General features: G+C 69.0%; 26 protein-coding genes and 4 pseudogenes. 17 read left to right on the top strand and 13 right to left on the bottom strand.

What is annotated here, in order from left to right:
* Window positions 1–210 precede the first annotated feature (210 nt).
* On the top strand, window positions 211–795 hold the full coding sequence (locus ABZ471_RS30540; protein ID WP_359070872.1) for an SUKH-4 family immunity protein: 585 nt from the start codon (window positions 211–213) through the stop codon (window positions 793–795).
* Window positions 796–1,171: 376 nt separating this feature from the next.
* Here the strand turns inward: ABZ471_RS30540 and ABZ471_RS30535 are convergent, their stop codons facing one another.
* Both ABZ471_RS30535 and ABZ471_RS30530 read right to left on the bottom strand, forming a co-directional pair.
* Complete coding sequence (locus ABZ471_RS30535) at window positions 1,172–1,480, bottom strand: ANTAR domain-containing protein (protein WP_359070870.1); 309 nt, start codon at window positions 1,478–1,480, stop codon at window positions 1,172–1,174.
* 43 nt (window positions 1,481–1,523) lie between these two features.
* Window positions 1,524–1,907: an STAS domain-containing protein gene (locus ABZ471_RS30530; protein WP_359070869.1), complete on the bottom strand. Its 384-nt coding sequence runs from the start codon at window positions 1,905–1,907 to the stop codon at window positions 1,524–1,526.
* 172 nt (window positions 1,908–2,079) lie between these two features.
* On the opposite strand from ABZ471_RS30530, the gene ABZ471_RS30525 reads away from it, so the two are divergent.
* Window positions 2,080–2,412, top strand: a complete 333-nt coding sequence (locus ABZ471_RS30525) for a helix-turn-helix domain-containing protein (RefSeq protein ID WP_359070868.1) — start codon at window positions 2,080–2,082, stop codon at window positions 2,410–2,412.
* Between the two features lie 964 nt (window positions 2,413–3,376).
* Here the strand turns inward: ABZ471_RS30525 and ABZ471_RS30520 are convergent.
* A complete protein-coding gene (locus ABZ471_RS30520; protein WP_359070866.1) occupies window positions 3,377–4,312 on the bottom strand; it encodes a LysR family transcriptional regulator in 936 nt (311 codons plus the stop codon).
* 134 nt (window positions 4,313–4,446) lie between these two features.
* Here ABZ471_RS30520 and ABZ471_RS30515 point away from each other — a divergent pair, with 134 nt between their 5' ends.
* Together ABZ471_RS30515 and ABZ471_RS30510 are read left to right on the top strand one after the other, a co-directional pair.
* The gene (locus ABZ471_RS30515) at window positions 4,447–5,715 is read left to right on the top strand and encodes an MFS transporter (protein ID WP_359070865.1); all 1,269 of its coding nucleotides are present in this window, start codon (window positions 4,447–4,449) and stop codon (window positions 5,713–5,715) included.
* A 376-nt stretch (window positions 5,716–6,091) separates the two neighbouring features.
* Window positions 6,092–6,664, top strand: coding sequence for a dihydrofolate reductase family protein (locus tag ABZ471_RS30510; RefSeq protein ID WP_359070864.1), 573 nt, complete (start codon window positions 6,092–6,094; stop codon window positions 6,662–6,664).
* A 61-nt stretch (window positions 6,665–6,725) separates the two neighbouring features.
* On the opposite strand, the pseudogene ABZ471_RS30505 reads toward ABZ471_RS30510, so the two are convergent.
* Window positions 6,726–7,468, bottom strand: a pseudogene (locus ABZ471_RS30505) (IS5 family transposase); the annotation flags it as partial.
* A gap of 141 nt (window positions 7,469–7,609) precedes the next feature.
* Here ABZ471_RS30505 and ABZ471_RS30500 point away from each other — a divergent pair.
* Window positions 7,610–8,059, top strand: coding sequence for a helix-turn-helix transcriptional regulator (locus ABZ471_RS30500; RefSeq protein WP_359070862.1), 450 nt, complete (start codon window positions 7,610–7,612; stop codon window positions 8,057–8,059).
* A 123-nt stretch (window positions 8,060–8,182) separates the two neighbouring features.
* Here ABZ471_RS30500 and ABZ471_RS30495 read toward each other — a convergent pair whose 3' ends face one another.
* The 4 genes and pseudogenes from ABZ471_RS30495 to ABZ471_RS30480 all read right to left on the bottom strand — a co-directional run.
* The gene (locus ABZ471_RS30495) at window positions 8,183–8,785 is read right to left on the bottom strand and encodes an ATP-dependent Clp protease proteolytic subunit (RefSeq protein WP_359070860.1); all 603 of its coding nucleotides are present in this window, start codon (window positions 8,783–8,785) and stop codon (window positions 8,183–8,185) included.
* A gap of 1 nt (window position 8,786) precedes the next feature.
* Entirely contained in the window at window positions 8,787–9,425 is a 639-nt protein-coding gene (locus tag ABZ471_RS30490; RefSeq protein ID WP_359070858.1) for an ATP-dependent Clp protease proteolytic subunit, read from the bottom strand.
* Between the two features lie 111 nt (window positions 9,426–9,536).
* Window positions 9,537–9,704 (bottom strand): annotated as a pseudogene (locus tag ABZ471_RS30485) (epoxide hydrolase); the annotation flags it as partial.
* Between the two features lie 31 nt (window positions 9,705–9,735).
* Window positions 9,736–9,780: pseudogene (locus ABZ471_RS30480) on the bottom strand (hypothetical protein); the annotation flags it as partial.
* A 419-nt stretch (window positions 9,781–10,199) separates the two neighbouring features.
* On the opposite strand from ABZ471_RS30480, the gene ABZ471_RS30475 reads away from it, so the two are divergent.
* The 4 genes from ABZ471_RS30475 to ABZ471_RS30460 all read left to right on the top strand — a co-directional run bounded on the left by ABZ471_RS30475 (window position 10,200) and on the right by ABZ471_RS30460 (window position 13,180).
* Window positions 10,200–11,066, top strand: a complete 867-nt coding sequence (locus ABZ471_RS30475) for a hypothetical protein (protein ID WP_359070856.1) — start codon at window positions 10,200–10,202, stop codon at window positions 11,064–11,066.
* A 287-nt stretch (window positions 11,067–11,353) separates the two neighbouring features.
* Window positions 11,354–11,557 carry a hypothetical protein gene (locus tag ABZ471_RS30470; RefSeq protein ID WP_359070854.1) on the top strand — a complete coding sequence of 68 codons (204 nt, stop codon included), beginning with the start codon at window positions 11,354–11,356 and terminating at the stop codon, window positions 11,555–11,557.
* 9 nt (window positions 11,558–11,566) lie between these two features.
* Complete coding sequence (locus tag ABZ471_RS30465; RefSeq protein WP_359070852.1) at window positions 11,567–11,944, top strand: VOC family protein; 378 nt, start codon at window positions 11,567–11,569, stop codon at window positions 11,942–11,944.
* A 687-nt stretch (window positions 11,945–12,631) separates the two neighbouring features.
* Window positions 12,632–13,180: a DUF1062 domain-containing protein gene (locus ABZ471_RS30460; RefSeq protein ID WP_359070850.1), complete on the top strand. Its 549-nt coding sequence runs from the start codon at window positions 12,632–12,634 to the stop codon at window positions 13,178–13,180.
* Window positions 13,181–13,228: 48 nt separating this feature from the next.
* Here the strand turns inward: ABZ471_RS30460 and ABZ471_RS30455 are convergent, their stop codons facing one another.
* Window positions 13,229–13,507: a ribosomal protein L7/L12 gene (locus ABZ471_RS30455; protein ID WP_359070848.1), complete on the bottom strand. Its 279-nt coding sequence runs from the start codon at window positions 13,505–13,507 to the stop codon at window positions 13,229–13,231.
* Between the two features lie 258 nt (window positions 13,508–13,765).
* On the opposite strand from ABZ471_RS30455, the gene ABZ471_RS30450 reads away from it, so the two are divergent.
* The gene (locus ABZ471_RS30450) at window positions 13,766–13,981 is read left to right on the top strand and encodes a hypothetical protein (protein ID WP_359070846.1); all 216 of its coding nucleotides are present in this window, start codon (window positions 13,766–13,768) and stop codon (window positions 13,979–13,981) included.
* A gap of 166 nt (window positions 13,982–14,147) precedes the next feature.
* Window positions 14,148–14,603: a VOC family protein gene (locus ABZ471_RS30445; RefSeq protein ID WP_359070844.1), complete on the top strand. Its 456-nt coding sequence runs from the start codon at window positions 14,148–14,150 to the stop codon at window positions 14,601–14,603.
* A 136-nt stretch (window positions 14,604–14,739) separates the two neighbouring features.
* On the opposite strand, the gene ABZ471_RS30440 is transcribed toward ABZ471_RS30445, so the two are convergent.
* The 3 genes and pseudogenes from ABZ471_RS30440 to ABZ471_RS30430 form a co-directional block, all read right to left on the bottom strand.
* Window positions 14,740–15,318 carry a class F sortase gene (locus ABZ471_RS30440; RefSeq protein ID WP_359070842.1) on the bottom strand — a complete coding sequence of 193 codons (579 nt, stop codon included), beginning with the start codon at window positions 15,316–15,318 and terminating at the stop codon, window positions 14,740–14,742.
* A 219-nt stretch (window positions 15,319–15,537) separates the two neighbouring features.
* Window positions 15,538–16,029, bottom strand: a complete 492-nt coding sequence (locus ABZ471_RS30435) for a sortase (protein ID WP_359070840.1) — start codon at window positions 16,027–16,029, stop codon at window positions 15,538–15,540.
* Between the two features lie 458 nt (window positions 16,030–16,487).
* Window positions 16,488–16,657, bottom strand: a pseudogene (locus ABZ471_RS30430) (RNA-guided endonuclease TnpB family protein); the annotation flags it as partial.
* Window positions 16,658–17,163: 506 nt separating this feature from the next.
* Between ABZ471_RS30430 and ABZ471_RS30425 the strand changes: the two are divergent.
* A complete protein-coding gene (locus ABZ471_RS30425) occupies window positions 17,164–17,610 on the top strand; it encodes a cupin domain-containing protein (RefSeq protein WP_359070838.1) in 447 nt (148 codons plus the stop codon).
* A gap of 459 nt (window positions 17,611–18,069) precedes the next feature.
* On the top strand, window positions 18,070–18,546 hold the full coding sequence (locus ABZ471_RS30420; RefSeq protein WP_359070836.1) for a tautomerase enzyme: 477 nt from the start codon (window positions 18,070–18,072) through the stop codon (window positions 18,544–18,546).
* A 111-nt stretch (window positions 18,547–18,657) separates the two neighbouring features.
* Here the strand turns inward: ABZ471_RS30420 and ABZ471_RS30415 are convergent, their stop codons facing one another.
* Window positions 18,658–19,242, bottom strand: a complete 585-nt coding sequence (locus tag ABZ471_RS30415) for a TetR/AcrR family transcriptional regulator (RefSeq protein WP_359070834.1) — start codon at window positions 19,240–19,242, stop codon at window positions 18,658–18,660.
* Window positions 19,243–19,346: 104 nt separating this feature from the next.
* Between ABZ471_RS30415 and ABZ471_RS30410 the strand changes: the two genes are divergently transcribed.
* The 4 genes from ABZ471_RS30410 to ABZ471_RS30395 all read left to right on the top strand — a co-directional run bounded on the left by ABZ471_RS30410 (window position 19,347) and on the right by ABZ471_RS30395 (window position 23,672).
* On the top strand, window positions 19,347–19,775 hold the full coding sequence (locus tag ABZ471_RS30410) for a tautomerase family protein (protein WP_359070832.1): 429 nt from the start codon (window positions 19,347–19,349) through the stop codon (window positions 19,773–19,775).
* Window positions 19,768–20,778, top strand: a complete 1,011-nt coding sequence (locus ABZ471_RS30405; RefSeq protein ID WP_359070830.1) for an alcohol dehydrogenase catalytic domain-containing protein — start codon at window positions 19,768–19,770, stop codon at window positions 20,776–20,778. Before ABZ471_RS30410 ends, ABZ471_RS30405 begins: the two co-directional genes overlap by 8 nt.
* A gap of 909 nt (window positions 20,779–21,687) precedes the next feature.
* The gene (locus ABZ471_RS30400) at window positions 21,688–22,191 is read left to right on the top strand and encodes a S8 family serine peptidase (RefSeq protein WP_359070875.1); all 504 of its coding nucleotides are present in this window, start codon (window positions 21,688–21,690) and stop codon (window positions 22,189–22,191) included.
* A gap of 836 nt (window positions 22,192–23,027) precedes the next feature.
* The gene (locus tag ABZ471_RS30395) at window positions 23,028–23,672 is read left to right on the top strand and encodes an HAD family phosphatase (RefSeq protein ID WP_359070828.1); all 645 of its coding nucleotides are present in this window, start codon (window positions 23,028–23,030) and stop codon (window positions 23,670–23,672) included.
* The last annotated feature ends 36 nt before the right edge of the window (window positions 23,673–23,708 follow it).

Here is a 23,708-nt window from a genome sequence, read left to right as displayed (position 1 = left end):
CCACACCGGTCTTCTCGCGCCAGCCGGTGGCAGCGATGGCGAACAGCGCCAAGTAGCCCCCGGTGACGACCACCATGATGACGGTCCATGCGAAAAGGCGCTGCAAAGCCGCAGGTCAAGCCATCTCGTCGGTAGTCTTTCGCCGACCGGCTATGCGATTGACTGGGGCCGGTAATGATCGAACGATGCGCAATTCCTGGGGGCCACGCAGTGAAGAGCAACGACATTCCGCTGATACCGGACGCGGTGTGGCTGGAGAAACGGCTGGGCGAAAGCTCGCTCTGGCGACCGGACGAGGCCGGTCTGCCGGCCGAACTGACCCATGCCGGATCGAGAGAGTTCCTGCTCACGGTCGGCTTTCCCGCCATCCACCTCGACGTCGTGGGGATCGACACGCGGCACCTGCGGGACGAGGACGGGATGGAACCGTTCGATGCCGACGAGATCTATGGGGAACGCTACCCCGACGACGACTCCCCGCCCAAGAACTTCTGCTTCACCGTGGCCACCTGGTACGACCAACACCTGATGCTCGACGCGGCGGACGGTGGCATCACCCACTACGACCCCAACGGATGGGACCACGGGGCCGGGTGGAAGGGACCGGCCGTCGACGACCTACCCACGCTGGCCGTGCTCCTCGGGCTGATCGCCGAGTCGAGCAACGCCCTGGAATCGGCCGACGATGCCGTACGCGCGGCCGCCATCACCGACCTGCGTAACCGCATGAGCGGCCAGGAACCGTATGTGGACGACTCTTCATTCTGGGACGAGATTTTCGAGAGTCTGGGCTGAGAGCGAGCGTGGTGGCAGGGGCGTCGTCGTACGTGCGCCGCAACGGCGCAGCCGGGGAAGCGCCGGGCATGCGGGCAAGGACAGAGTCTGGTCCTTGCCCGAGCGGGTCCTGTCAGGGGTGGCCCTAGCGGGGTGTTCGGCCACGGGTGGGGCCTACGGCCGGGACTCCCGTCGGGCGCGCCGCCAGTGCGAAGCACGACATGCGTCTGCCTCGCGGCCGCAGCCGCAGCCGCAGACACCGCGCTCACGGTGTTCGTGATGCCCCAGCCGCTTTGCTGAACCGTCCCGTACGCGTCGTCCCCGGTGTACGCGGAGGACTTTCCGCTTCCCGGCCCTCAAATCTCATGACGCCGCAACGCAGCCGTCGGCGCCCTCCTCAGTGGGCTGCTGGGCCCTGTGAGGGGATATCTGCGGCGCTATAGAGAGCGGCGAGGGATGCGGCCACTTGCTGTTGCACCGCTTCAGCCAAGGCAACTCCCTGCACCGAGGAAACCAGTTGCTGGGCGAGCTGATGGAGTTTGGTGTTCGTGTTCTGAGAGACCATGACCAGCACGTTCCAGGCATCCTCGGAGCCGAGGCTGAACGCTGCCATCAGGACTCCCATGGCCTGGTCGATGACGGAGCGCGTTTGCATGGCGCGGCGAAGCTGCGCGACCTCGATGCACAGGTCCTCCTCGGTGCTCAAGGCGTCCTCCTGGGTATCTGAAGCCTGCGGGGCGCAACCTGCTCTACGGCACGTACGGGGTGCGAAGCTGCGGCGCGAACAGTGGTCCTGTACCGGTCGCGCACAAGAGACGCCGGACCTGGCGGCTGGCTGCGCGGATGGTGAAGGCCTTGCCGGTGTTCAGGGCGTTGCGCCGCGCGGTCAACAGCACATTCAGACCGGAGCAGTCGCAGAACGTCGTCCCGGTCAGGTCGAGGTCAACGCCTTGAGGGCTGCGCCCAACGGCTTCCCGCAAGGCGGATTCCAATGCCTGTTCCGTGCAGAGATCCAGCTCGCCGCAGATCGTCACCAGCACGTGCCCACAGCGCAAAGAGACATTGATCGTCAAATCCTGCAGCGGTGCGCCTGCAGTGGCGGGGAGATCAACCGTTGTTGCGTGCACGGTCATGTCATCCGCCCTCGCGCGTTGCCGTGGAAGCCTCAGCTCGGACATAGCCGCCTCCCGCCGGTGCCCGATGGGTCGCTTCTAAGGCTCCGCTCACTTACCTCACCCGTCAAGAAATACTGGAAAATTATTTCGCCCTTTGGATTACGCGAACAGGACGCCTACCCTGAGACGCATGGGAGAAGTACCGGAGCCGCACACAGGCTGGACGTTCCTCACCAACCACGCCAGGGTGCTCGCCACGATCGCGGACGATCACACGACCCGCATGCGCGATATCGCCGCGCGCTGCCGACTCACCGAACGCGCGGTCCAGAAGATCATTTCCGACCTGGAAGCCGACGGGTACCTCACCCACACACGTGAAGGCCGAGTCAACGCCTACCGCATCCAGCCCGGAACCATCCTGCGGCACCCGGCCGAGGCAGGACTGACCGTGGCGGATCTGCTTTCACTCCTGGCCCAGCACGAGAGCGGCCACCCGAACGAGATCCATCACCGTGGGTAAGCTCCCGGTATTGCTGCCGGAAGAGATCCCGGTGCTCTCGCAGACGGCGGCTATCTGCACGGCGGTGAGCACGAGGACGACCGCGAGGAATGTGGGAGCTTCGGCACTCTCGCCGAAGCCATCGCAGTGATCTTGATGCCGGTCCGACTGCTGGCCTTCTCTGGGCTGCCCCGGGCTACAGCCGGTCTCCTGAATGTGGGCGGTTGCGTGATCTGGCCCCTTGCTTCACTCCGCGGTCTAATGCCGTGCCATGGACGCAGGAGTGGCAGCTGTAATCGGTGCAGCGATCGGCACCCTCGGGGGTGCTGGGGGCGGGTTGGTCACCGCCATGAGCCAGGGTTTCCACCAGAGACAGCAGCGGCAGATCGACCAAGAACACAGGCGGGTAGAGGCGCGCCGTAACGCCTACAGCATGTGTATCAACACTTCGAAGCAAGTGTCCGCGGCTTGGTGGAAGTTAGCAGCGAGTCTGCGCGTCGAGGGGAGTACGGAGGAACAATGGCATGAGCCCGCGGCCGGCGCCCATGCGGCATGGGCGCCCTTCAGCTCTGCGGTGGCTGAGGTTACGGTCGTAGGCCCCACATTTGTTGCTGACGCGGCCGATGCTCTCCGACAGGCAATGGGCGCACCTGGGTGACCATGCCGGACATTGCATCCACCACCATCACCACCAGGCAACCGATTATTGTTTGCTGAGCTGCCTGGCTTCAAGAAACTTTCGAAGTGCGCAGCCGATTGTGTTCGAGGACGGAACTCGGGGCTGTCAGCAGTGCACAGCGTTCCTCGATCCGATCGACTGGTGCGACGCCTGACAGTTCGAGAAAGCGTGCGGAATCTGCGGCGTCCTGCCCGGCTTGCTCCTTCGCACTGCCCAGCCGGAGTGTCCGGAGTGTGCAGATGGCCACGTCTGCCTCCGAGTCACCGTCCGTCGATCCGGCCACGATGCTCGAAGACGCGGCGGCGTTCAGCGCGGAATCACCCAGCCCGGCGCCCACGTCCCGGCGGCGTCGTGGCCGGTCGCTGTGGCGGCGAGGTGGGCGCGGAGGGTGGCCAGCGCCGGGTGGGGGTTGTCGCGGTGCCAGAGGAGCGAGTGCGGGTAGACGGGCGTCGGGTCGGTCACCGGGATGCGGCGCAGGCCGTGGTCCGCGGGCCAGACTAGGCGGGTGTACTCGCCCATGAAGGTGGCCAGGGCCGGGGTGTCGGCGATGGTGTCGAGGAGTGCGTCGGAGCCGAAGTTGGGGCCGGTCGCCTCGATGGTGAGGCCGAACTCGGCGACGAGGTCGTCGTAGTAGGCGGCCCACTCGGTACCGGGGACGATGCCGGGCATCCAGATCCGGTGCCCGGCGAGCTGAGCGAGGGGCACCGACCGGGCGCCCGCCAGCGCGTGGGCGGGGCCGGTGAGGAGCTGGAGCGGCTCGTCGAGCACTCGGACGGACTCGATGTCCTCGGGAAGGGGCCGGCCGGGCGCCGCGACGGCGCGGAAGGACGCGTCGATCGCACCCGACCGGATGGCGGTGACGGCCGTCTCGATGTCGAACAGCATCACCACGTCGAGGTCGATCTCGGGGTGTGCGCGGTGGAAGCCGCGCAGCAGGCCCGATTGTGCGCCGCGCGAGGCGATCACGTCGACGCGTAGCGGACGGCGGCCGGTACGCACGGACGCAACCGCGCGCTCGGCGACGCGCAGCAGCTCGCGCGCGTGCGGCAGGAACGCCTGCCCGTCGATGGTGACCTCGGCGCCGCGCGCGGTGCGGGTGAACAGCCGCACGCCGAGGTTGCGCTCCAGCGCGGCGATGCGCTTGGAGACGGCCTGCTGGGTGACCCCCAGCTCGGCGGCGGCCTCCTGGAACTGCCCCGCGTCGGCGGCGGCGACGAAGGTCCGGACGGTGTCTAGGTCCATGTCGACACCCTACGGGTACAACCATTGGTTGTGGCCCCGTGCTCCTGTGGTTGTTTGATCCCCGGGTGCGGTGCTCGCTTTGATGTTTCCGATCGCGGATCGGTTGTGCGAGTGAGTGGCGAGGGGCGGCGGGCATGAGGAGCGGGCACCGGCTGGGACATCTGCCCGGAGATCGGCCGGGGCGGCAGTTCGGATGGCTCTGGGGAGCGTACGGGACCAGCGCGCTCGGCACGTGGCTCGCCTTCGGCGCGTTCCCGCTGATCGCCATCCGGGTGCTGCACGCCGGACCGGCCGAGCTCGCCGCGCTCTCCTCCGTGGGGGCTGCGGTGGGCGCGGCCGCGGCGGTGCCGCTCGGCCCGTGGGTGGAGTTCCGCCGCAAGCGGCCGGTGCTGATCGCGATGGACCTGGTGCGGTTCGCGGCGCTGCTGACGATCCCCGCCGCCTTCGCGCTCGGCGTGCTCACCTTCCTTCAGCTCCTGCTGGTCTCCATCGTCGTCGCGGCGGCCGACATCACCTTCCGCGCCGCCTCCGGCGCCTATCTGAAGATGCTGCTGCCGGCCGAGGACCTGCTCGTCGCCAACGCCCGGTTCGAGTCCACGGCCTGGACGACCACGATCATCGGACCGCCGCTGGGCGGCGCCGCGATCGGGCTCCTCGGTCCGGTGGCGACGGTGGTGGCCGACGCGGTCAGCTACCTGCTCTCGGCCCTGGGCATCCGCGCGACGGGCTGGCACGAACCGCGGCCCGAGCGCCGGGAGGCCGCCCGCATGCGGGCCGTGGACCTGCTCGACGGTTGGCGGTACATCCTCGCCGACACGACGCTGCGTCCACTGTTCTTCAACACCGCCTTGTTCAACGGCCTGGTGATGGCCGCCCAGCCGCTGCTTGCCGTCCTGATGCTCGGCCGGCTCGGGTTCACACCGTGGCAGTACGGCCTCGCCTTCGCCGCACCATCGATCGGCGGACTGCTCGGTTCACGGCTGGCCCGACCGCTCGTCACCCGATTCGGACAGCACCGGGTCCTGGTCGGGACCGGGGCGCTGCGCGCGATCTGGCCCGTCGGCCTGGCCTTCCTGGGGCCGGGCACCGGAGGGCTGCTGCTGGTGATGGGCGTCGAGCTCGGGCTCATCTTCTGCTGCGGGGTCTTCAACCCCGTCTACGCCACCTACCGCCTCGAGCGCACCACGACCGACCGGGTCGCCCGCACGCTGTCCGCCTGGGCGGTGACGACCAAGGCCTCGACCGCGCTCCTCACGGCCGTCTGGGGCGTGCTGGGCGGCCTGCTCGGCCCGCGTACGGCCATCGGCCTGGCCGGCGTGCTCCTGCTGGCGACCCCGCTGCTGCTCCCCCGCCGCGCGACAGCGCATCGCTCCGAGCCGAAACCGGCACCGAGCCGCACCTGACGGACCACCACGGCCGCCACGGCCATGACCGCGATCGGGTTGCGCCGCCCTTCTCCGGAGTGGTTCACCGTGCCTGGGCCGTTTCGTTTTGATCACCGAGCCCGAATGCATCAAGATGCCGCATCGCCGGTGGGGGCGGGTCATGCATCGCTCGTCGCTGTTGCGCCGCTGATAGGTCCCACAGCCGGGCATGCGTGTGGCTCCCCGAGATGATCCGGTAGCCGAGGTCCGCCGGGAGGGACGGGCTACGGCCGATGAGTTTCTCCGTGATCCGCAGTCAGAGATCATGGTTGGTGCGTTGCAGCCGCGAGTGCGGTCGAAGCGTGCACCGACCTGACCTGCTGAGAACCAGATACGAGATATCGAGGAACCTTAGATGCGTACCCTGATCAGCACCGCCTTCATCTCGCTCGACGGCGTCGTGGAGTCCCCAGGCGGTGAGCCCGGTTACCGGAACTCCGGGTGGACCTTCAAGGACGTCGAATTCCTCCCCGAGGCATTCGACATCAAGGGCCGCGAGCAGAAGGAAGCCACCGCGATGCTGCTGGGCCGGACCAGCTACGAGGCCTTCAGCCCGGTGTGGCCCGACATGGAGGACTTCGCCGCCTACAAAGTGATGCCGAAGTACGTCGTCTCCACCACGCTCGCCGAGGACGACCTGGTGTCGAACTGGGGCGAGACCATGATCCTGCGCTCGCTCCACCAGGTCGCCGCGCTGAAGGAGACCGAGGGCGGCCCGATCATCGTCCACGGCAGCGCCTCCCTGAACCAGAGCCTTTCGGACGCCGGCCTGATCGACCGATACCACCTCCTCGTCTTCCCGCTCCTGCTCGGCGCCGGCAAGCGCCTGTTCAGCGCCACGGACAAGGACACCCAGAAGCTGAAGCTGGTCGAGCACGAGGCCTACGCCAACGGCCTGCAGAAGAACGTGTTCGACGTCGTCCGCTGACAAGGCGCCCGCACTCGCCTGACCGTCGCGTCTTCGGAACATGGCACACGTCGGAGGGACGCTCGACGGTGTCGCGCTGCATGTAGGTCTCCCGGTGGAAGGCCGACGGCCTGCCGCCCCGGCTGCCCCGACGTGGCCGGTGGCGCCGCTGATCCGCGGGGACCGGGATGACCGCTCGGATACCGCGCTTGCGCAGGTACTCACGGATGGCGCGCGACGAGTAGGCCTTGTCGGCCAGAGCCACGTCCGGCCGAGTTCGGGGCCGTCCGCACCGGCGCGGGACACGCAGGCGGGCCATCACGTCCGTGAAGGCGGGTGCGTCACCGGCCTGGCCGGCGATGAGGTGGAAGGTCAGGGAGCGGCAGTTGCCGACGGCTGCGAGATGCATCTTCGTGATCAGCCCGCCGCGGGACCGGCCGATGGCGTGGTCGTCCGGCTCGCCGGCCGGGGCCCCCTTTTGCGGGCCCCGGACGCATGCTGGTGGGCACGAACGATCGTGGAGTCCACCGAGACAGCCCAGTTCAGGTCCTCATCGGCGTCGGCCGGGGCCATCAGCGCGGTGAACACCCGCTCCCCCGTGCCGTCCACGGCCCACATCCGCAGCCGGTTGTTGACGCCCCTCCAGTTGCCGTACTTCTCCGGCAGATGGACCCCTTGCGAGCTGGTCTGAAACTTCCAGGCGATCGCATCGATCACTTGGCGGTGGTCCCGCCATCGCCCACCCCGCTTCGGCGTCCGGTCCGGCAGCAACGGCTCGATCCACGCCCAGTGCGCATTAGTCAACGGCACACCCGGGCCAACGATCAGATGTTCCAAACGAAACGGCCCAGTGTTGTGACCGGAAGGGCCCACCGGCTCGCGACACCTCCGGTCCGCCCGCACGGCTTCACCCAGGGCAGAACGCCGCTCCCTTGCTCTGGTGCCCCGGATCCCTAGGCTCAAGGGGTGAGCACTCATGCGCCGAACGAAGCCCGCGTCATCCCCCTGCGCCCGCAGGCCTCGCCGCCCGGTTCCGGTGGGCCGGCCCGCGCCCCGCAGCGACCGGCGGGAGCCCCGCAGACGCCCGCGCCGAGGGAACCCCTGTGGCGCGACCTCGTCGGTGATGCGCTGCGGCGCGAGCGGCTCGGTCAGGAGCGCACGCTGAAGGACGTCGCGGAGGCGGCCCGGATCTCGATGCCGTACCTGTCGGAGCTGGAGCGCGGACGCAAGGAGGCCTCCTCCGAGGTGCTCGCGGCCGCCGCCCAGGCCCTCGGGCTCGGCCTCTCCGACCTGCTCTCGCTCGCCCAGGACGAGCTGGCCCGGTGCGCCCGGAGCCGGGTGGGCCGAGCGGGCCAGGTGGGCCGAGGCCGCACATCGCCCACGGCGCAGTACGAGGGCCTCTGCCTCGCCGCCTGACCGAACCGACGGCCGGTACGACAGCCCCCGCCTCGCCGCCTGACCGAACCGACGGCCGGTACGACGTGGCGCAACACCGCCGTACCGGCCGGCTCGTCGGCCTTCGGCCACGGCCGCGGGAGGTCAGACGAACGCGAGCCGTCGGCTCAGCACCTCGTCGGCGAGCCCGTAGGCGACGGCCTCCTCGGCGGTGAGCACCTTGTCCCGGTCCATGTCCGCGCGCAGCGTCGCCACGTCGTGATGCGTGTGCCGGGACAGGACCTCCTCCACCTGCGAGCGGACGCGGACCATCTCCTTGGCCGCGAGGCTGAGGTCGGAGACCGTCCCCTGCCGACCGCCGCTGGCCGGCTGGCCGAGCAGCACCCGCGCGTGCTGGAGCACGAACCGTCGCCCGGGATCTCCGCCGGCCAGCAGCACCGCCGCCGTCGACGCCGCCTGACCGACGCAGAACGTGGAGATCGGCGCCTGCACGAACGTCATCGTGTCGTAGATCGCCATCAGCGAAGTGAACGATCCACCGGGCGAGTTGAGATAGATCGAGATCTCCTGCTCCGGGTTCGCCGACTCCAGATGCAGGAGTTGCGCGATGACCACATTGGCGACCCCGTCATCGATCTCGGTGCCGAGGAAGATGATCCGCTCGTTCAGCAGCCGGCTGAAGACGTCGTAGGACCGCTCACCCTGCGCGGTCCGCTCGATGACGTACGGAACCGTGTACGACCCCATGTCACAACCCCATCCGTCGGCGCGACGCGGCCGGGCGGATGTCGGCGAGCGACTCCACCACCCGGTCCACGATCCCGTACTCCCTGGCCTGCTCGGCCGTGAACCAGCGGTCCCGGTCGCCGTCCCGCGTGATCGTCTCCTCGCTCTGCCCGGTGTGCTCGGCGGTGATCCGCTCGATGGCCTTCTTGGTGAACTGGAGGTTCTCCGCCTGGATCTCGATGTCCGCGGCGGTGCCACCGATGCCCGCCGAGGGCTGGTGCATCATGATCCGCGCGTTCGGCAGCGCGAACCGCTTGCCGGGCGCCCCCACGGTGAGCAGGAACTGGCCCATGCTGGCGGCGAACCCCATCGCCAGTGTCGAGACGTCGTTCGGGACGAGCCGCATGGTGTCGTAGATGGCGAGCCCCGCGGTGACCGACCCGCCGGGGCTGTTGATGTACAGGCTGATGTCGGTACGCGGGTCCTCCGCCGACAGCAGCAGCAGTTGCGCGCACACCCGGTTGGCCGACACGTCGTCGACCTGTGTGCCGAGGAGGACGATCCGCTGGGCGAGCAGCTGTGCCGCGAGATGGTCGTCGAAGCGGCTGGGCGGTGTGTCGCCCTCCTCCGCGCGGGGCGGGAGCGTGGTGAGTGGAGTCATCAGGTCTCCTTGTCGAGGCGGGGATGCCGTTGACTCCACTCTTGACCTCGGGAGATCCCCGGATGCGGTTTCTCTGCTCGCCGCAGATTCGCCACCGGCAGAAATGACGGCTCAGTCCTTCTCGCGCAACTGCCGGAAGAACGCGGTTAAGTCCGCCACCAGCAGGTCCGGCTCCTCCATGGCCGCGAAGTGTCAGCCCCGCTCGAACTCCGTCGGGCGCTGCTCGATGTTCTCCGTCCGCTCCGCCCTGTGCCGCAGTGGCACCTGCAGGTCGGCCGGAGAACACGGCGAGCACGGTGTCATCGTCGGCGGCCGCGACATCGACGACGACCAGGCCCGGCCGGCTGACGTACATGTGCGGTCCGTGGAAAGGGGCTTGGGACGTGTACGAGGGTCTCCGCTGGTGGGTCGATGAGGAGAGCCGGAGCCGACGACACGATGCCCCTCCGGAAGCCCCCTGCCAGCACCCCGATCCACAGCCACCGCGCATCCGCACCGCATCGCATCGCGTGTGACAGCGTTGTACGGAACCTGTCACAGGGCTCCCACCGCCAAGTGCCGCCGCTACCCCCAGAGCCCCATCGGGTGGGATGTTTGCCGACCGGAGAGGCCCGCAAAGGGCCACAGGGAGGGATCGGGGTGGGCACCTTGACGCGCCAGCAATACCGCACCAGCAACGACAGAACCGCCGGACGGGCTCGGAGAATGGGCAGGACCGGCGGAAACGACACAACGCAACGCCGTCGGGCGGCGGTGACCGCCACGGCACTTGCCATGGCCCTACCCCTGACCCTCAGCGCCGCACGAGACGCGTCGGCGGCGGGCGACCACCAGATCGTCTTCGCCCGCTACACCGCGGCCGCACCCGTCGAAGACCTCTACGCGATCTCCTCCGGCGGTGGCACGCCCGTCAAACTCACCCACACCTCCACCGTCAGCGACGTGATGCCCAGCTGGTCCCCGGACGGCAAGCGGGTGGCCTTCGTCCGCTATGGGTCCGGTGGCGCCATCGACGGCATCTGGACGATGAAGACCGCGGGCGGCGACCTGAAGGCCGTCCCCGGCACCAAGGGCGCCTCCGACCCGGCGTGGTCACCGGACGGCAAGCGGCTCGCCTACGCCAAGCCGGTCGGCACCCAGCGCGAGATCTATGTGGCCGACATCGACGGCACCCCCGCCACCCGACTCACCCACAACGCGGCGGACGACCTCCATCCGACGTGGTCCCCGGACGGTAAGTACCTGGCGTTCAACCGTGCGGACGCGGGCGGACACAGCAGAGTGATGCGGATCCGGCTGTCCACCCTGGCCCAGACGGCGGTCACCGGGTCCGGCTCCCACGACTGGACGCCCGACTGGTCGCGCAGCAACCGGATCGCCTTCAGCCGCGTGGACTCTTCGGGATTCGCCCATCTCTACCTCGTCCGCCCCGACGGCACCGGACTGCACCGCATCACCGCGGCCCGCCTCAACGACAAGAACCCCTCGTGGTCCCCGGACGGCAGCCGCTTGGTCTTCACCAGAGGCGGTGCCGACGACGCGGACCCCGAACACCTCTACCTGGTACGGGCCGACGGCACCGGACTGACCCAGCTCACCAAGACCGACTCCCATGACCTGGAGGCTGACTGGCGCCGGTAAGGCGCCCGTCGGCGACCGGCGGCTTGCCCCGGCTCGACGCGGGTTACGGAGCGAGGTCGAGCGGACGATCAACCGGCTGAAGATCTTCCGCGCGGTCGCGACCGTTACGACTGTGAGGAGGTCGGGGGGAGCCGCCGTCCCCGTCGCCCGGAGCCTTCTTGCTCACGCCGCCGTCGTCAGCACGGCCCCCACAGCCGACGGTCCTGCGCGGGGCCGGATCGCTCCTCGAACCACTCGGGTCGCACCACGTCCCCGCGTAGTTCGCGGCCTACGCGAACGACACCGAGGTGTTCCACCGGCTCCGCGCACCAGCCCCGCAGAGCGAGGCCGACACGGCCTCGCTCGTGGAGGCCCTGCTCACCGAGCAGAACGAGGACGGTAGCGCCGTATCCGCCGTGACGGACACCGCGACCAGCCAGGTGGTCGGGTGTGCCTGGGACCTGTCGCTGCGATATCGGATCGAGGGTCGGAGCTGTCTGGCGGCCGCTTAGGATCAGCCCATGATCGCTGACCTCCAGTGTGTGGTGCTGGACTGTTCCGAGCCGACGGAACTCGCCGAGTTCTACCAGATGCTGCTCGGCGGGGCTGTCAATCAGGAGGATCGGCGATGGGCCCTGGGTGAGGGCTGGGCCACCTTGCACACGCCGTCCGGCCTCGTCCTCGCCTTCCAACGGGTGGCCGACTACATGCCGCCGCAGTGGCCGGACTCGACCCGGCCTCAGCAGTTCCATCTGGACTTCGGGGTCGCAGACCTGGACCGAGCCCAGGAACAGGTGCTGGCCTCGGGGGCGAGGATGCTGGATGACGGTTCCGGTGGGCGGAGCTGGCGTGTCTATGCCGATCCGGCAGGACATCCGTTCTGCCTGGTACGGCACTGAGGAGAGGGAACCAGCTGTCGACACCCGGCGCACGAGCACGGCCGGACGAGGAGGGCGGCCGCGGTCACGGTGCCGAGGTGGACCAACGTGTTGCGATCTTTGTACCTCTCTGTCGAAGCCCGGAGGCCGCCCGGCGCGTGAACCCCGGCGCAGGCGGGCGGGCTTGTGGTCCTTCTTCTCCGGGATCACGTGCCGGATACCGCGCTCGGGGAGGTAGATGCGGATCTCGCGGTTGCTGATTGCCTTGTCGGCGCCACGCTGTCCGGGGTGCGGCGGGGGCACCCGAGCCACGTGCGGGGAACCCCGATTTTGTCCATGCCCGGCTGGAACTGCGTGCAGTCCGCCCGCTGCCCCGGCAAGGTCAGCGGGAACCGACGCCGCCGCCCCCAGCGAGGCAACCGGCGCCTTCAATTGGCACGAGGCCATGAGGATTCCACGGCACCGTCGCCGCGAACCGGCTCTGGCTTCGTCCATGATCCGCCGGACAGAACCTGACGATGAGGCGCGCGAAAACCAGTGGAGCAGCGCCGCCGGACGCCATTACCGTGCTGCCGAACCAAGTCGTCTGGTCAAGGACGTGCCATTGTACACCCTGTGAGACCTCCCGAGCGCTGATTCGTCGCGCGTCGCGCATGTGCGCCGCGCTCCTTTCTGCTGCCGACTTCTCACTGAAACCGGTGTATTTCTGTGCTCAACAACTGGGTGGTCGCGCCCACCTGCCTGCCGCTCGTTCTCCGCCGTTGCCACGCGTGTGCATCCGAGCGCTTCCGGGCAAACGGTAAATTCCGCGTCAACGCAAACCACAAGCTCATCGACGCCTGGCTCCTCGCGCTCTGTACCGCTTGCGGGGAAACGACAAAGCTCACGGTCCTGGAGCGTATGAACGTGCGCTCCGTGCGACGTGAGCTGCTGGACCGGCTGCATGCCAACGACCCTGGTCTGGCGGCTGAGTTGCTCCAGGATCCGGTCGTGTGTCGCCGTAATCGCATCACCCTGGACTGGGACAACGCCTGGCGCCTCGACACCGGCGGATCGGATCACCTGGACCGCGAGGTGATCGACGTCTCGGTCCGCTTTGCGGCGCGGATCCCTGTCCGGCCGGTGCGACTGATCGCTGAAGGGTGCGGTCTTTCGCGGGCCGAGGTCGAGAGACTGATCACGGAGGGGAATCTCGTTTCAGCAGTCCGGCTGAGCGGCAAGCTCTCCGGCGACTTCACCTTCACGCTCAAGCGCTGAGCCCTCCTCGGACCAGGGGCCTGTCCGGCAAGATCCGCCGGACAGGCCCTAGCCGAGACGGTCGACGGCCTCCTTGGCCTCCTTCAGGTCGGCGCCCGTGGCCTCCCGGTACACCTTGATCGCGTGAATCTTCTTTCCCTCGCGTACGAGTGCGGCCACCTCGTCCATCCGCGGGTGCTCCTCGCGCAGGTCCAGGTGCTCCATGATCAGGTCGAGCTTGCGCTCGACGCGCGCGAGGCGCCGGTCGGCCCGTGCGAACCGGCTCTCGGTGCTGAGGATGCAGCCGAGCACGGCCAGTGCGAGAGCAAGAAAGCCCACTATGTCCATGACCGTGATCTTAGAAGCCCTTGCACATTCCGTGACGTGGACACGCCCGCCGGGTGGTGATCCGGGCGCGGGCGGCTGGACGGAGTGGAAGGGACAACCGCATGACGTGGTCCCTGTCCCTCCCCCAGCCGATGCTGACCCTCGCCGTGGACAGACTGCCTGCCCGCCGGGTGGGCGGCGGAGCCTGCATGGGGCGGCGCCGAAGCCAGGCGGGCGCGGCCGGCGCACTTCGTCGTGGTCGACGTAGCCTCAGCGCGTGTGGACGTTGAACTGATAGAAGGCGCGCCCGAGTTCGGCCGCCTGATCGCCGCGGTCGAGGAGGCCGGCGAGCGCGTCCGGGTCGCCACGGACGGCGAGCCGGCCAGAGCGCTGCTGACGGCGGCTGAGCCGGCAGTACTGGAGTACTGGGCCGCACGTCACAACAAGGGTGCGCGACCGGAGGACGAGCCGGGTACGGACGTCAGGGCTACATGAGGCCGAAGCAGTCGGCGGCGTTCGCCGAACTCCTCGCCCGTCAGGCCCCGATCGACGCCGAGAACTGAACAGCGAACCCGTCTGGCCGCACTCGCCGACCAGCGGCAACGCAGAGGAAGTGCGGCCGGTTGAAGGTGATGTCAGACCTGTCTGCCAAGCTCCGGTCATGGAGATGACGCTGCAACTGACGATCGACTGCGCCGACATACAGAGGCTGGTGGCGTTCTGGAGCGAGGCTCTGGGATACGTACCCGAACCTCCACCGGGCGGTCATGCCACGTGGCGGGAGTACTGGGCAGCCACGGGGGTGCCCGAGGAGGAGTTGCCTGTCGGTGCGGGCGATACCCCGGAGTCGATCGTCGATCCCGCGGGGCAAGGGCCGCGGGTGTGGTTCCAGCAGGTTCCGGAACCCAAAGCCACCAAGAACCGCATACACCTCGACCTGAAGGTCGGCGGCGGCCGCGACATCCCGATGGCGGTCCGCACGCAGCGGGTCACCACCACGGTGGAGAGACTCATCGAAGCCGGCGCCAGCGTGCTTCGGGTCACGGATGAGCCGGACATGGGCCACTACGCCGTCGTGCTGCAGGACCCGGAAGGCAACGAGTTCTGCGTTGTCTAGGAGTCGTTCGGCCACGCTGCTCATCGCCACTCGCTGACGGCTGCGACCAGCACGGTCGCCTCGTAGCGGAGGGCAAGTATCACCCTGTCCCACAGCGCCTGCTCATCTACGACCTTGATCCAGCCCGTTCGGCCGGCTACGTCACCGCGGTCAGCGTTGCGTAGACCACGACGTTGCTCAGGTAACCGGTGCGTTTGGTGTAGCCGCCACCGCAGGTGATCAACCGGAGTTCGGGCCGGCCGGAACTGCCGTAGACCTTTTCACTGGGGAACTTCTTCCTGTCGTAAAGCTCGACGGCGCGGACGGCGAACACAGCTGTCCGCCGGTCCGCCCGGGTGATCTCGATGGTGGCGCCCTCGGTCAGGGCGCCGAGGTTGTAGAAGACACCGGGGGCACCGGTGGGGGTGTCCACATGCCCGGTGGCGATGGCGGTTCCTGCCGAGCCGGGAGCCGTGCCGTCGCCGTACCAGCCGGCGAGCCCGGGTTTGCCACCTGGTGGAGTACGTAGCGCCCCTGCCGCATCGAGGCCCACTCGTGTCATCGGGGCGTTCACGCCGATGGCGGCGATCCGGAGCCGGACCGGATCCGCGGGGGGCAGCGGATGGACCGTGGGGCGGGTGGGGTCCGCAGAGGTCGAGAAGGCCTGGGCCGCCGATGGCTGCGGTGGCTCCTCGTCGCGCACCCCGCTGATCAGCAGCACCGCACCTGCCGTCATTGCGCAGGCCAGAAGGAGCACGGCGGGGATGAACGGAACTCGGGAAGCACTGATGTGGTGTCCGGGCGCCATCGCGGTTGAGCCTTTGCTTCACGGAGGGTGCGTTGCAGCGGGTGGTGTGGGCCTCGCGGTGGACGCGTCTCGCGGCCACCGGATCGATGCCGTTTCGGGGCCGGTTACAGGCCGAAGTGGACGGGGCCGGCCGGCAGGGTCGGACGGTCAGGTTCGGTTGTCGTTCGGGCGGCGCCACATCCAGACCACACCTCCGGCGGCGGCCGTGACGAGCAGCCCACCGCCCAGGGCGAGACCCATGCCTGTTTCTTCGGCCGGACCGAAGCCGGCACTGACGGAGCCACTCGGAGGGCGACCGGTGACCTGGTACGTTTCCGTGACCTTGGTCAGTGGCGGACACTTCAGGGTGACTGTGTCGCTGCCCGGCCTGGTTTCTTCCGGGATCTGGAACTGGCCGGTGAGTACCCCCTCCTCGTCGCCTTCGAAGAGCTGGAACTCTCCTCCCACCTCCGACCGGCCCTTGCCGTAGTCCGCGTCAGGGTCGCAGGCCCTCGTACTGACCGTGACCGTGGAACCCGGGTAGGCATTCCACGGGTCGATACGGACATCTGAGTCATCAGTGGCGGCAGCGACCGGGATCTGTAGTCCGAGGGCACCGAGAGCCAGGCCGATACCTGCACCCACCTGTGTGTAACGCATGCGAATCCTCCAACGAAGCCTCTCCTGTTCCGCTCACGAGGCAACCGACAGTCCGTCAGTTCCGCAACCTGACGAGTCGCCAAATATGTCACCCAGTCAGATGCCCTGGCGTTCCTGCTTGATTGCTTACGCAGGTCACCGACGCGAAGACCATCAATACCAATCACCCACCACCCCCTCCCCATAACGGTGAAAGGCGACCGGGCGGGAAACGGTCTACGAGGCGCCCCCGCTCGCAGCACCTCGTGTCAGCCTGGGGAGACCTCGGCACCAGCCGGTCTGCGAAGCAGGAACCCGTAAGCCGGGCAACGGCCGGATCCCCTCATAGGGGAATCCCCCTCGTCAAGGAGCGACTGTCTGCCGACGGCGCATACACCAAGGTCCGGATACCCGATCTGACCGGTCAGGCGACGGAGCGGCGGGAGAACTGGCACCACCGGTTTGTCGTCGGGATCGCCCAGCGCAGCCGGACCGACCTCCTCACCCTCCGCGTAAGCCTTGTTCGAACGGGCCACACACTCGTTCCAGATCCACCGACACCGGTCCCACTCGGCTTCCAGCGCCCTGCGGGCCGTCTTCGACAGGCGCACACGGAGGTGTACCGGGCATACCCGGCATCCTCGCTCATGGTCGCTCCTGTCATCATGCACCCGAACCTATCCTGGGGGACTGACAGTTGAGCGCTCTCGATCATTGTGGGCAGCTGCCTCACCCCCGTCTCGGGGTGGACGCCGAATCGCCCTGGCGGCGATTCAGCTGCCTCTGCCCTGCTCCGCAGGAATCCGATTCCTCCCCGGCCTGAAGGCCCGGGCATCCTCGGAGATACCCGGCGAAACGCCGCCGTCGCTGCCAGGTGCCCGCCGATGACATGGTGCGATGCGTTCTCGATGCCGCCGGCTCCCGGATTGTGGCGGCCGCCGGCGGGATGCAGAGTGGTCTCGGGGCTGTCTGAGCGAGGCAGCAGGCGCACCGTGTGTCACGGATGCGGGCTGTGGTCCTCATGATGGAGCAAGTCGCGTGAGCCCGGAACCGACGAACTCGGTCACCGCCGAACGAGTGGATCGGTTCACTGGCCCCGCAAGCGGCGACCGACGCAAGATCGTCCATTTCAGGCAGGGTACGGAGGTGTGGTGCATGTCAGAGAAGAACCCAGCGAACGGGACCGCCGACGAGGGGCCCGAAATCTCGTTGCCGCCCGAAGTCCAGTTGCTGCAAGACGTCACTCCGCCCTTCTTCCCCGAAGGTGGTTCGGGAATGACCATCCTTGTCGAGTGGCCTCCCGGTCACCCCGGGCTCCCTCCGCACCGCCACTCGGGGCCGTCGTTCGGCTACGTGATGGAGGGCGCGGTCCGGTTCGAGCTCGAGGGTGAGCCGGAGCGTGTGGTCGAGGCCGGTGGGACGTTCTGGGAGCCGGGTGGTGACGTGATCCATTACCAGGACGGCAACGGCCTGTCGGACGCGTCGACCAAGTTCGTCGTGACCATGGTGTGCGCGCCGGGTCAGCCGATGCTCACGTTGGTCGACGAGGAGGAGCTGAAGGAGCGGGCACACCTGCGGGCCCCACGTCCCTCCAATGGCTGACCCGCGACGCCCTGGGTTCCCGGACTCCACCTGCAAGTCCCGTCCGGCCCGCGGGCGGACGATGCTGCTTTCGCAACACCCCCTACGCCGACTTGCGGCTGCCGGGACTCGGCCATCAGGCAGGACGGAACCTCCCGCGCCCTCGCGGTACAGCCAGCCCCTACCTCGGGCCGCGCGAGGTGCGACGGCTGGTCGATGACCCGCAGGTCTGCCCGGAGACGATGCGCGGGCAGCAGACGCTGTTTCCCGTGCGGCGGCGTCGTGAGCGCGTGTATACCCGGAGGTTCAGCGTCCGGACGTGGCCTGAGGAAGCAGCAGTCCTGTACGCACCCTCCGAACAGCGGGCGGCGAAGGGATGCTGCGGCCGCGCGCGGCACCGCCCAGACTGCACCCGCGATATGACACTCGTTATAGACCCGATGTAGCCTCCTATTATAACAATCGTCATAGGAGGCAGTCGTGACCATCATTACCGTGAACGCCTCGAAGAACCGCCTGGGGCTGGAGCAGCGCCGAAGGCTGGCCGAGACGCTGACCGACGCCGTGCTCGTGCCGGAGGTCGGGCAGTTCGCCCCTGCCGCGCGGGGCGGTTTTCAGGTGCACTTCGTCGAGCGGGAGCCCGACATGATGGCCATCGGTGGCCGACTGATCGCGGATGCGGGACCGGACCTCGACGTGATGGTGATCGACGTGGCGGTCATGGACGGCGACTGGCGCCAGGAGGTCCGTAGCCAAGTCATCGAGCGCGTCCTGGCCGCGACGGCCGACGCCTGCGGCCTGGCGGAGCCGTCGCCGGCCTGGTGGGTGAATTTCCGGGTGATCGACGAGGGCAGTTGGGGCTCCAGCGGCGGCGTGCTGTCGGTCCTCTCCCTCCTCGACAGTGGCGTGTTCACCGAGGGGAAGGCCGAGGCCATCCGCGCCGCCCTGAGTGCGTAAGGGAAGCCCGGCCGGCGAAGAGCGCGATGCTCGCGGGGCGCCGGCCGTCGCGCCATGGTGCTCGCAGGCCGGCGGCCGTCGCACCATGATGCTCGCAGGCCGGCGGCCCGCTCAGTGCTCGACCGCGGTGGCGATGAGGGCCTGGAGCTGGGCCGCGGTACGGTCGAGGGGATCGGTGCTGCGTTTGGCGCGGCACATGGCCACGGTGCCCTCGACGGCGGCGACGATGAGCGTGGCGATCTGCGCGGACCGCTCGGCGTCTGCGCCGTGCTCCCGCAGGGAGCCTGCGAGCAGACCCTCCCACTGCTCGAAGACCTCCGCCGCGGCCGCCAGGGCGGGCGGGACTTCGTCGGCGGGGGGTTCCTCGATGGCGACTGCCAGGACGGGGCAGCCGGCATGGAAGTCGGTGTCGACGACGATCTTCCGCCACAGGGCGAGAAAGGCGTTCAGGCCGGCGGCCGGGCCCGCTTCCAGCTCCTTGCGCAGGCTGCGAGCCACCCAATCGCCCGTGTGGCGGACCGCCTCCGAGGCCAGCTGCTGCTTGCCCTCGGGGAAGTAGTGATAGGTGGAACCGAGCGGCGCCTTGGCGTGCTTGGCCATCTCCCGGATGCTCGTGGCGCTCAGACCGCGCCGGCTGATCATGTCCGCGGCGCCGGCCACGATCCGCTCGCGGGACGGCGTGCTGCTCTTGGACACCTGTCTCCACTCTCCTCTGGCTATAACACTCGTCATAGTCTAGCGTGACCATCACCTATAACGACCGTCATAGCGCGACGGTGTCGCGAGATGGAGGAGCTGCCGTGCCGATGATCAGGCTGACCGTCCCGACCGGTGCGCTCACCGATCAGGGACGTACGACCGTTCAGCGTGACCTCGCCCGGGTGCTGCTGCACTGGGAGGGCGCGCCGGACACCGCCTTCTTCCGTGCCCAGGCGTGGAGCTACCTGACCGAACTGCCCGAGGGGGCTCAGGCGACCGCGGAGGACGACGCGCCCCGCTTCCTCGTGGAGGTGACGGTTCCCCAGGGCGCGCTGTCCGAGCGCCGCAGAACTGGCCTTGCCGAGGACGCCACCAAGACCGTGCTCGCGGCCGCCGGGCTGTCCCCGGCCGAGGCGCTGCGTGTGTGGGTACTGGTCCACGAGCAGCCCGACGGCACCTGGGGTGCCGGCGGCTCCGTGATCCGACACGCCGACCTCGTGACCCTCGCGAAGGGACAGGCCGATGCGTGAGCTGACGTACGTCGCGCGGCGCACCGTCGAGTGGCGCGAGGCCCCCGAACTCCGGGTCCAGTCGGCCGACGAGGCGATCGTCGCACCGATCGCGGCCACCTCCTGCGACGTGGACTCCATGATCCTGGCCGGGCACGGCTTCATCGACCCGCCGTTCGCACTCGGGCACGAATGCGTGGCCCGGGTCGTCGACGCCGGCGACGCGGTGACCGCAGTAGCCCCGGGCGACCTGGTGGTCGTCCCCTGGTCGATCAACTGCGGCACCTGCGACCACTGCCGCGCCGGACTGACCGCCCACTGCGGCTCCGTGCCACACATGGCCATGTACGGCGCGCCGATCGGCGGCAGTTGGGGCGGACTCTTCTCCGACCTGGTCCGCGTCCCGTACGCGGACGCCATGCTGGTGCCGATGCCCGCAGGGCTCGACCCGGTCGCCATGGCCTCAGCCAGCGACAACTGGTCCCTGTCCTGGCGCCTGGTCGCCCCGCACCTCAAGTCCCGCCCCGGAGCACGCGTCCTTGTCGTCGCGCGCGGCAGCATCGGTCTGTACGTGTGCGACATCGCCCGCGCGCTCGGCGCCTCCGACATCCTCTACGTCGACCCCGACCCCACGCACCGCGCCCTCGCCGAGAGCTACGGCGCCCGCACCGCCGAGACCCTCGAACCGGTACGGCACGGCTTCGACCTCGCCGTCGAGGCCACCGGACGCGTCGACCAACTCGCCATCACCGTGCACTCCCTCGCCCCCGAAGGCATCTGCGAATCAGGGGGCAACCACTTCCGGCCCGGCGAACTGCCGCTGCTCGACATGTACCTCACCGGCGTCACCCTGCGCATCGCCCGCGACAACGTCCGCGCGCACATACCCGACGCCCTCGACCTCGCCCTCACGGGGAAGGTCGCGCCCGAACGCGTCGTCTCCCACATCCTCGGCTGGGAACAACTCCCTGACGCACTCCCGGAGAACCACCTCAAACCCGTCTTCGTACGCACCATCGACTGAGCCGCCCGACCGCACCACCCCCGCCACACCGAGAACGCCGATGAACGCGTGGTCCCGCTCAACTACGGCGCCCCGAAAGCGTCGGCCGACCTCGCCGAACAGGCCCGCCGCGCCGCCGGCACCCGCCCCACGGCCCCGGTGACCCTGTCGGCCGCCGTCGCCGCCCGTGCCTACGCCCTCAACCACCAGCCCGAGCAGGCCCGCGCCACACTCGCGGCGGCCGACGCCATCATGAACCGGCTACCCGAAGGGGAACGGTCGAACACACGGCTGACGTACGGCGAGCAGAAACCCCACGTCCACCTCAGCCACGCCTACACCACGCTCCCAGACACCCGCTCCGCACATGAAAGCCGTCAGCGCGCCCTGGAACTGACCGCACCGACCAGCAGCACCATGACGCGCACCCTGCTGCACATCGACAGCGCCGCCGGTCGTCACCACGACCGCGACGGCGAAGAGGCGTGCCGCCGTACGGTCGCCGCCCTGACCGGACTGCCCGGCGACTACCGCACCCGCCTGGTCCGCCGCCGCACCCTGGACCTGTACGAGGCGATCCCCACCGAGCACCAACAACGAGCGCGCCGTACGGGAGCTGCGGGACGTCCTGGCCGCCTGAGAACCCGGGCCGAGGCCCTTCTCGGCCGGGTGAAACCCGCCCGGCGGTGGCGGAAGTCGCGGCCGCTGATGACGAAACCGCGTTCGCGGTCCAGGACTCGCCGCCCGATCGGGAATCGCACCGGCGGACCGAACGACCCGAGACCCCGGCCAGCCCGGCGTACGGTTGCGCCTCAAGTATCCGGAGGCCTACGACGAGGTCGTCGGGATTGCCGCCGCCGACCACACCGGCACGGTCGCCCCCACCTCCCAGCACGGCCAGGAGGTCGACATCTCCGCCCCGGCGTCGACATCCCCCGTCGGTGCGACACCACCTTCCGCCGCTACTGCACGGACGGCGGCGGCACCGCAGCGGCCTCCGCCCTGGTATCAGCCCAGGCAGCGCTGGTGTGGTCCAAGCACCGCGACTGGACGGCCGCGCAGGTCTGGCGAGTCCTGGAGGACACCGCGGGCCGCTCCTGGCCCGCCGACAACCTCAGCGTCTACCTCGGCTACGGGTTCGCCCGCGCCCGGCAGGTCCTGGTCCTCGGCCGGGGACGGCCCGGCCCCGCCGACCGGAACACCATGCCGGCATACGTCCAGCCGCTCCCCGGCTCGCCCAGCCACGGCCCCGCTCCGAAGCCCTCACAGACGGGCGCCAAGCCGGCCTCGCCAGCCGCTACTTCCCCGGCCGCCGCGGCCGGCTCCTCCGGGAGCTCCGGACTGCCGCCGACGGGCATCGCCATCGGTACGGCGGCCACCCTTGTCCTCGCCGGCGGCGCCCTCCGGGCCCTGCTGCGCCGCCGCGCCCGCTGACCGCCGGGACCTCGGCCCGCGCGCCTCCGTCGCGCTCCGCGACCGGCGGCGGGCCGTGGAACCGGGAGCGCCCGCGCAGCCGTCCACGGCGCCACTTGGGGCCTTCGAACGGGGCGGCGTTGCGGCCTTGGGCGCTCAGCGCAAGGCCCTCACGGGCTCTGTGACGGCCCCCAAGGCCCACATAGAGTCCCTTCCGGACGGGATGACCGAAGACGAATGACACTGTGCCGTCCAGCCGGGGCACGCCGGTTGGCGTCCTTCCTCAGCGCGCCGAGCCGCTGCCTGGCGCGGGCGAGGTCGCTGAGCTGCTCGGCGGTCAGCTTCAGCGCCGCCAGGTCGGTGCGCGGGGCCGCGAGGTCGACCGCCGAGCGGGCCTGCGCCGCAGGCCGCTGATCCTGGGCGGAGAGAGTCAGCTGCTCGGGCGCGATCGGCTGGTGCGCTGCCGGGCCGTGCAGGGGCGGCCGGTACGGCGGGCGTGCGCAGCCGGGCGGTGAGGACGCGGGCGGCAATGACGGCGCGGTCGTGGCGCAACGGCACGCGCGGGATGTCCCGCTCCCCTGACTCCAGGAGGAGGAAGGGCGCGGCCGGGTCCGCGGCCGGCTGCCGGTCCCGGACGGGCACGGCGGTCGGTGTCCGGGAGGGCGGCGAGACGGTGGGGGCGTGCAGGCGGTGTAGAGGCGGCAGCGGGGCTCCTCGCCGCTTTCGGTGTGGGCCTCGGTGACCTTCTCCCCCCGCTTGACCTTGCCCCAGCGGGAAGGACAACAGTGTTCCCAACGATCACATGAGCGGGTGGTGTGTGTGCTCGCCTGCCAGGCAGGACGAAGTGGGGAATTCGCGTGACCGCGACTTGCGTCATTCTCGATATCGGCGGCGTGCTGGAGATCACGCCGAAAACGGGATGGGTGCAACGGTGGGAAGAACGGCTGGAGCTGCCGCTGGGCACTGTGAATGAGCGGATGCACGACGTGTGGCGGGCTGGAAGCGTCGGGAGCATCAGCGAACGAGAGGTGCACGACCAAGTGGCGGCACGCTTGTGTCTCGACTCGCTCCAGGTCGAAGCCTTCATGGCTGATCTCTGGGCGGAGTACCTGGGGACGCCGAACGAGGAACTCATCACCCATGTACGAGGGCTGCGAGGAAGCTGCAGGCTGGGCATCCTGAGCAACAGCTTCGTTGGTGCCCGGGAGCGGGAGATGGCGCTGTACCACTTCGACGAACTGGTGGAACAGATCGTCTACTCGCATGAGATCGGTGTCGGCAAGCCTGACCTGCGTGCCTTCGATGCTGCTTGCGCCGGCTTGGACGTGCGGCCGGAGAACTGTCTCTTCATCGACGATGTCGCGGTCAACGTTGAGGCCGCTCAGGCGGCGGGCATGCAAGCGCATCTGTTCGAGGGAAACGCCGGGACCATCACACGCATCGCAACTCATCTGAACACAAACACCTGCCCCTTGGTGCCAGGGCATGTCCCGCTCGGTTGACGTCGGCCTGGCCGGTCTCCAGCGGTTGCCGGCCAG

It is taken from the genome of Streptomyces sp. NPDC005728 (genome assembly GCF_040630895.1).
Lineage (GTDB): Bacteria > Actinomycetota > Actinomycetes > Streptomycetales > Streptomycetaceae > Streptomyces.
The sequence above is the reverse complement of the archived record's forward strand: the minus strand, read 5'-3'. Positions and strand labels throughout refer to the sequence as shown.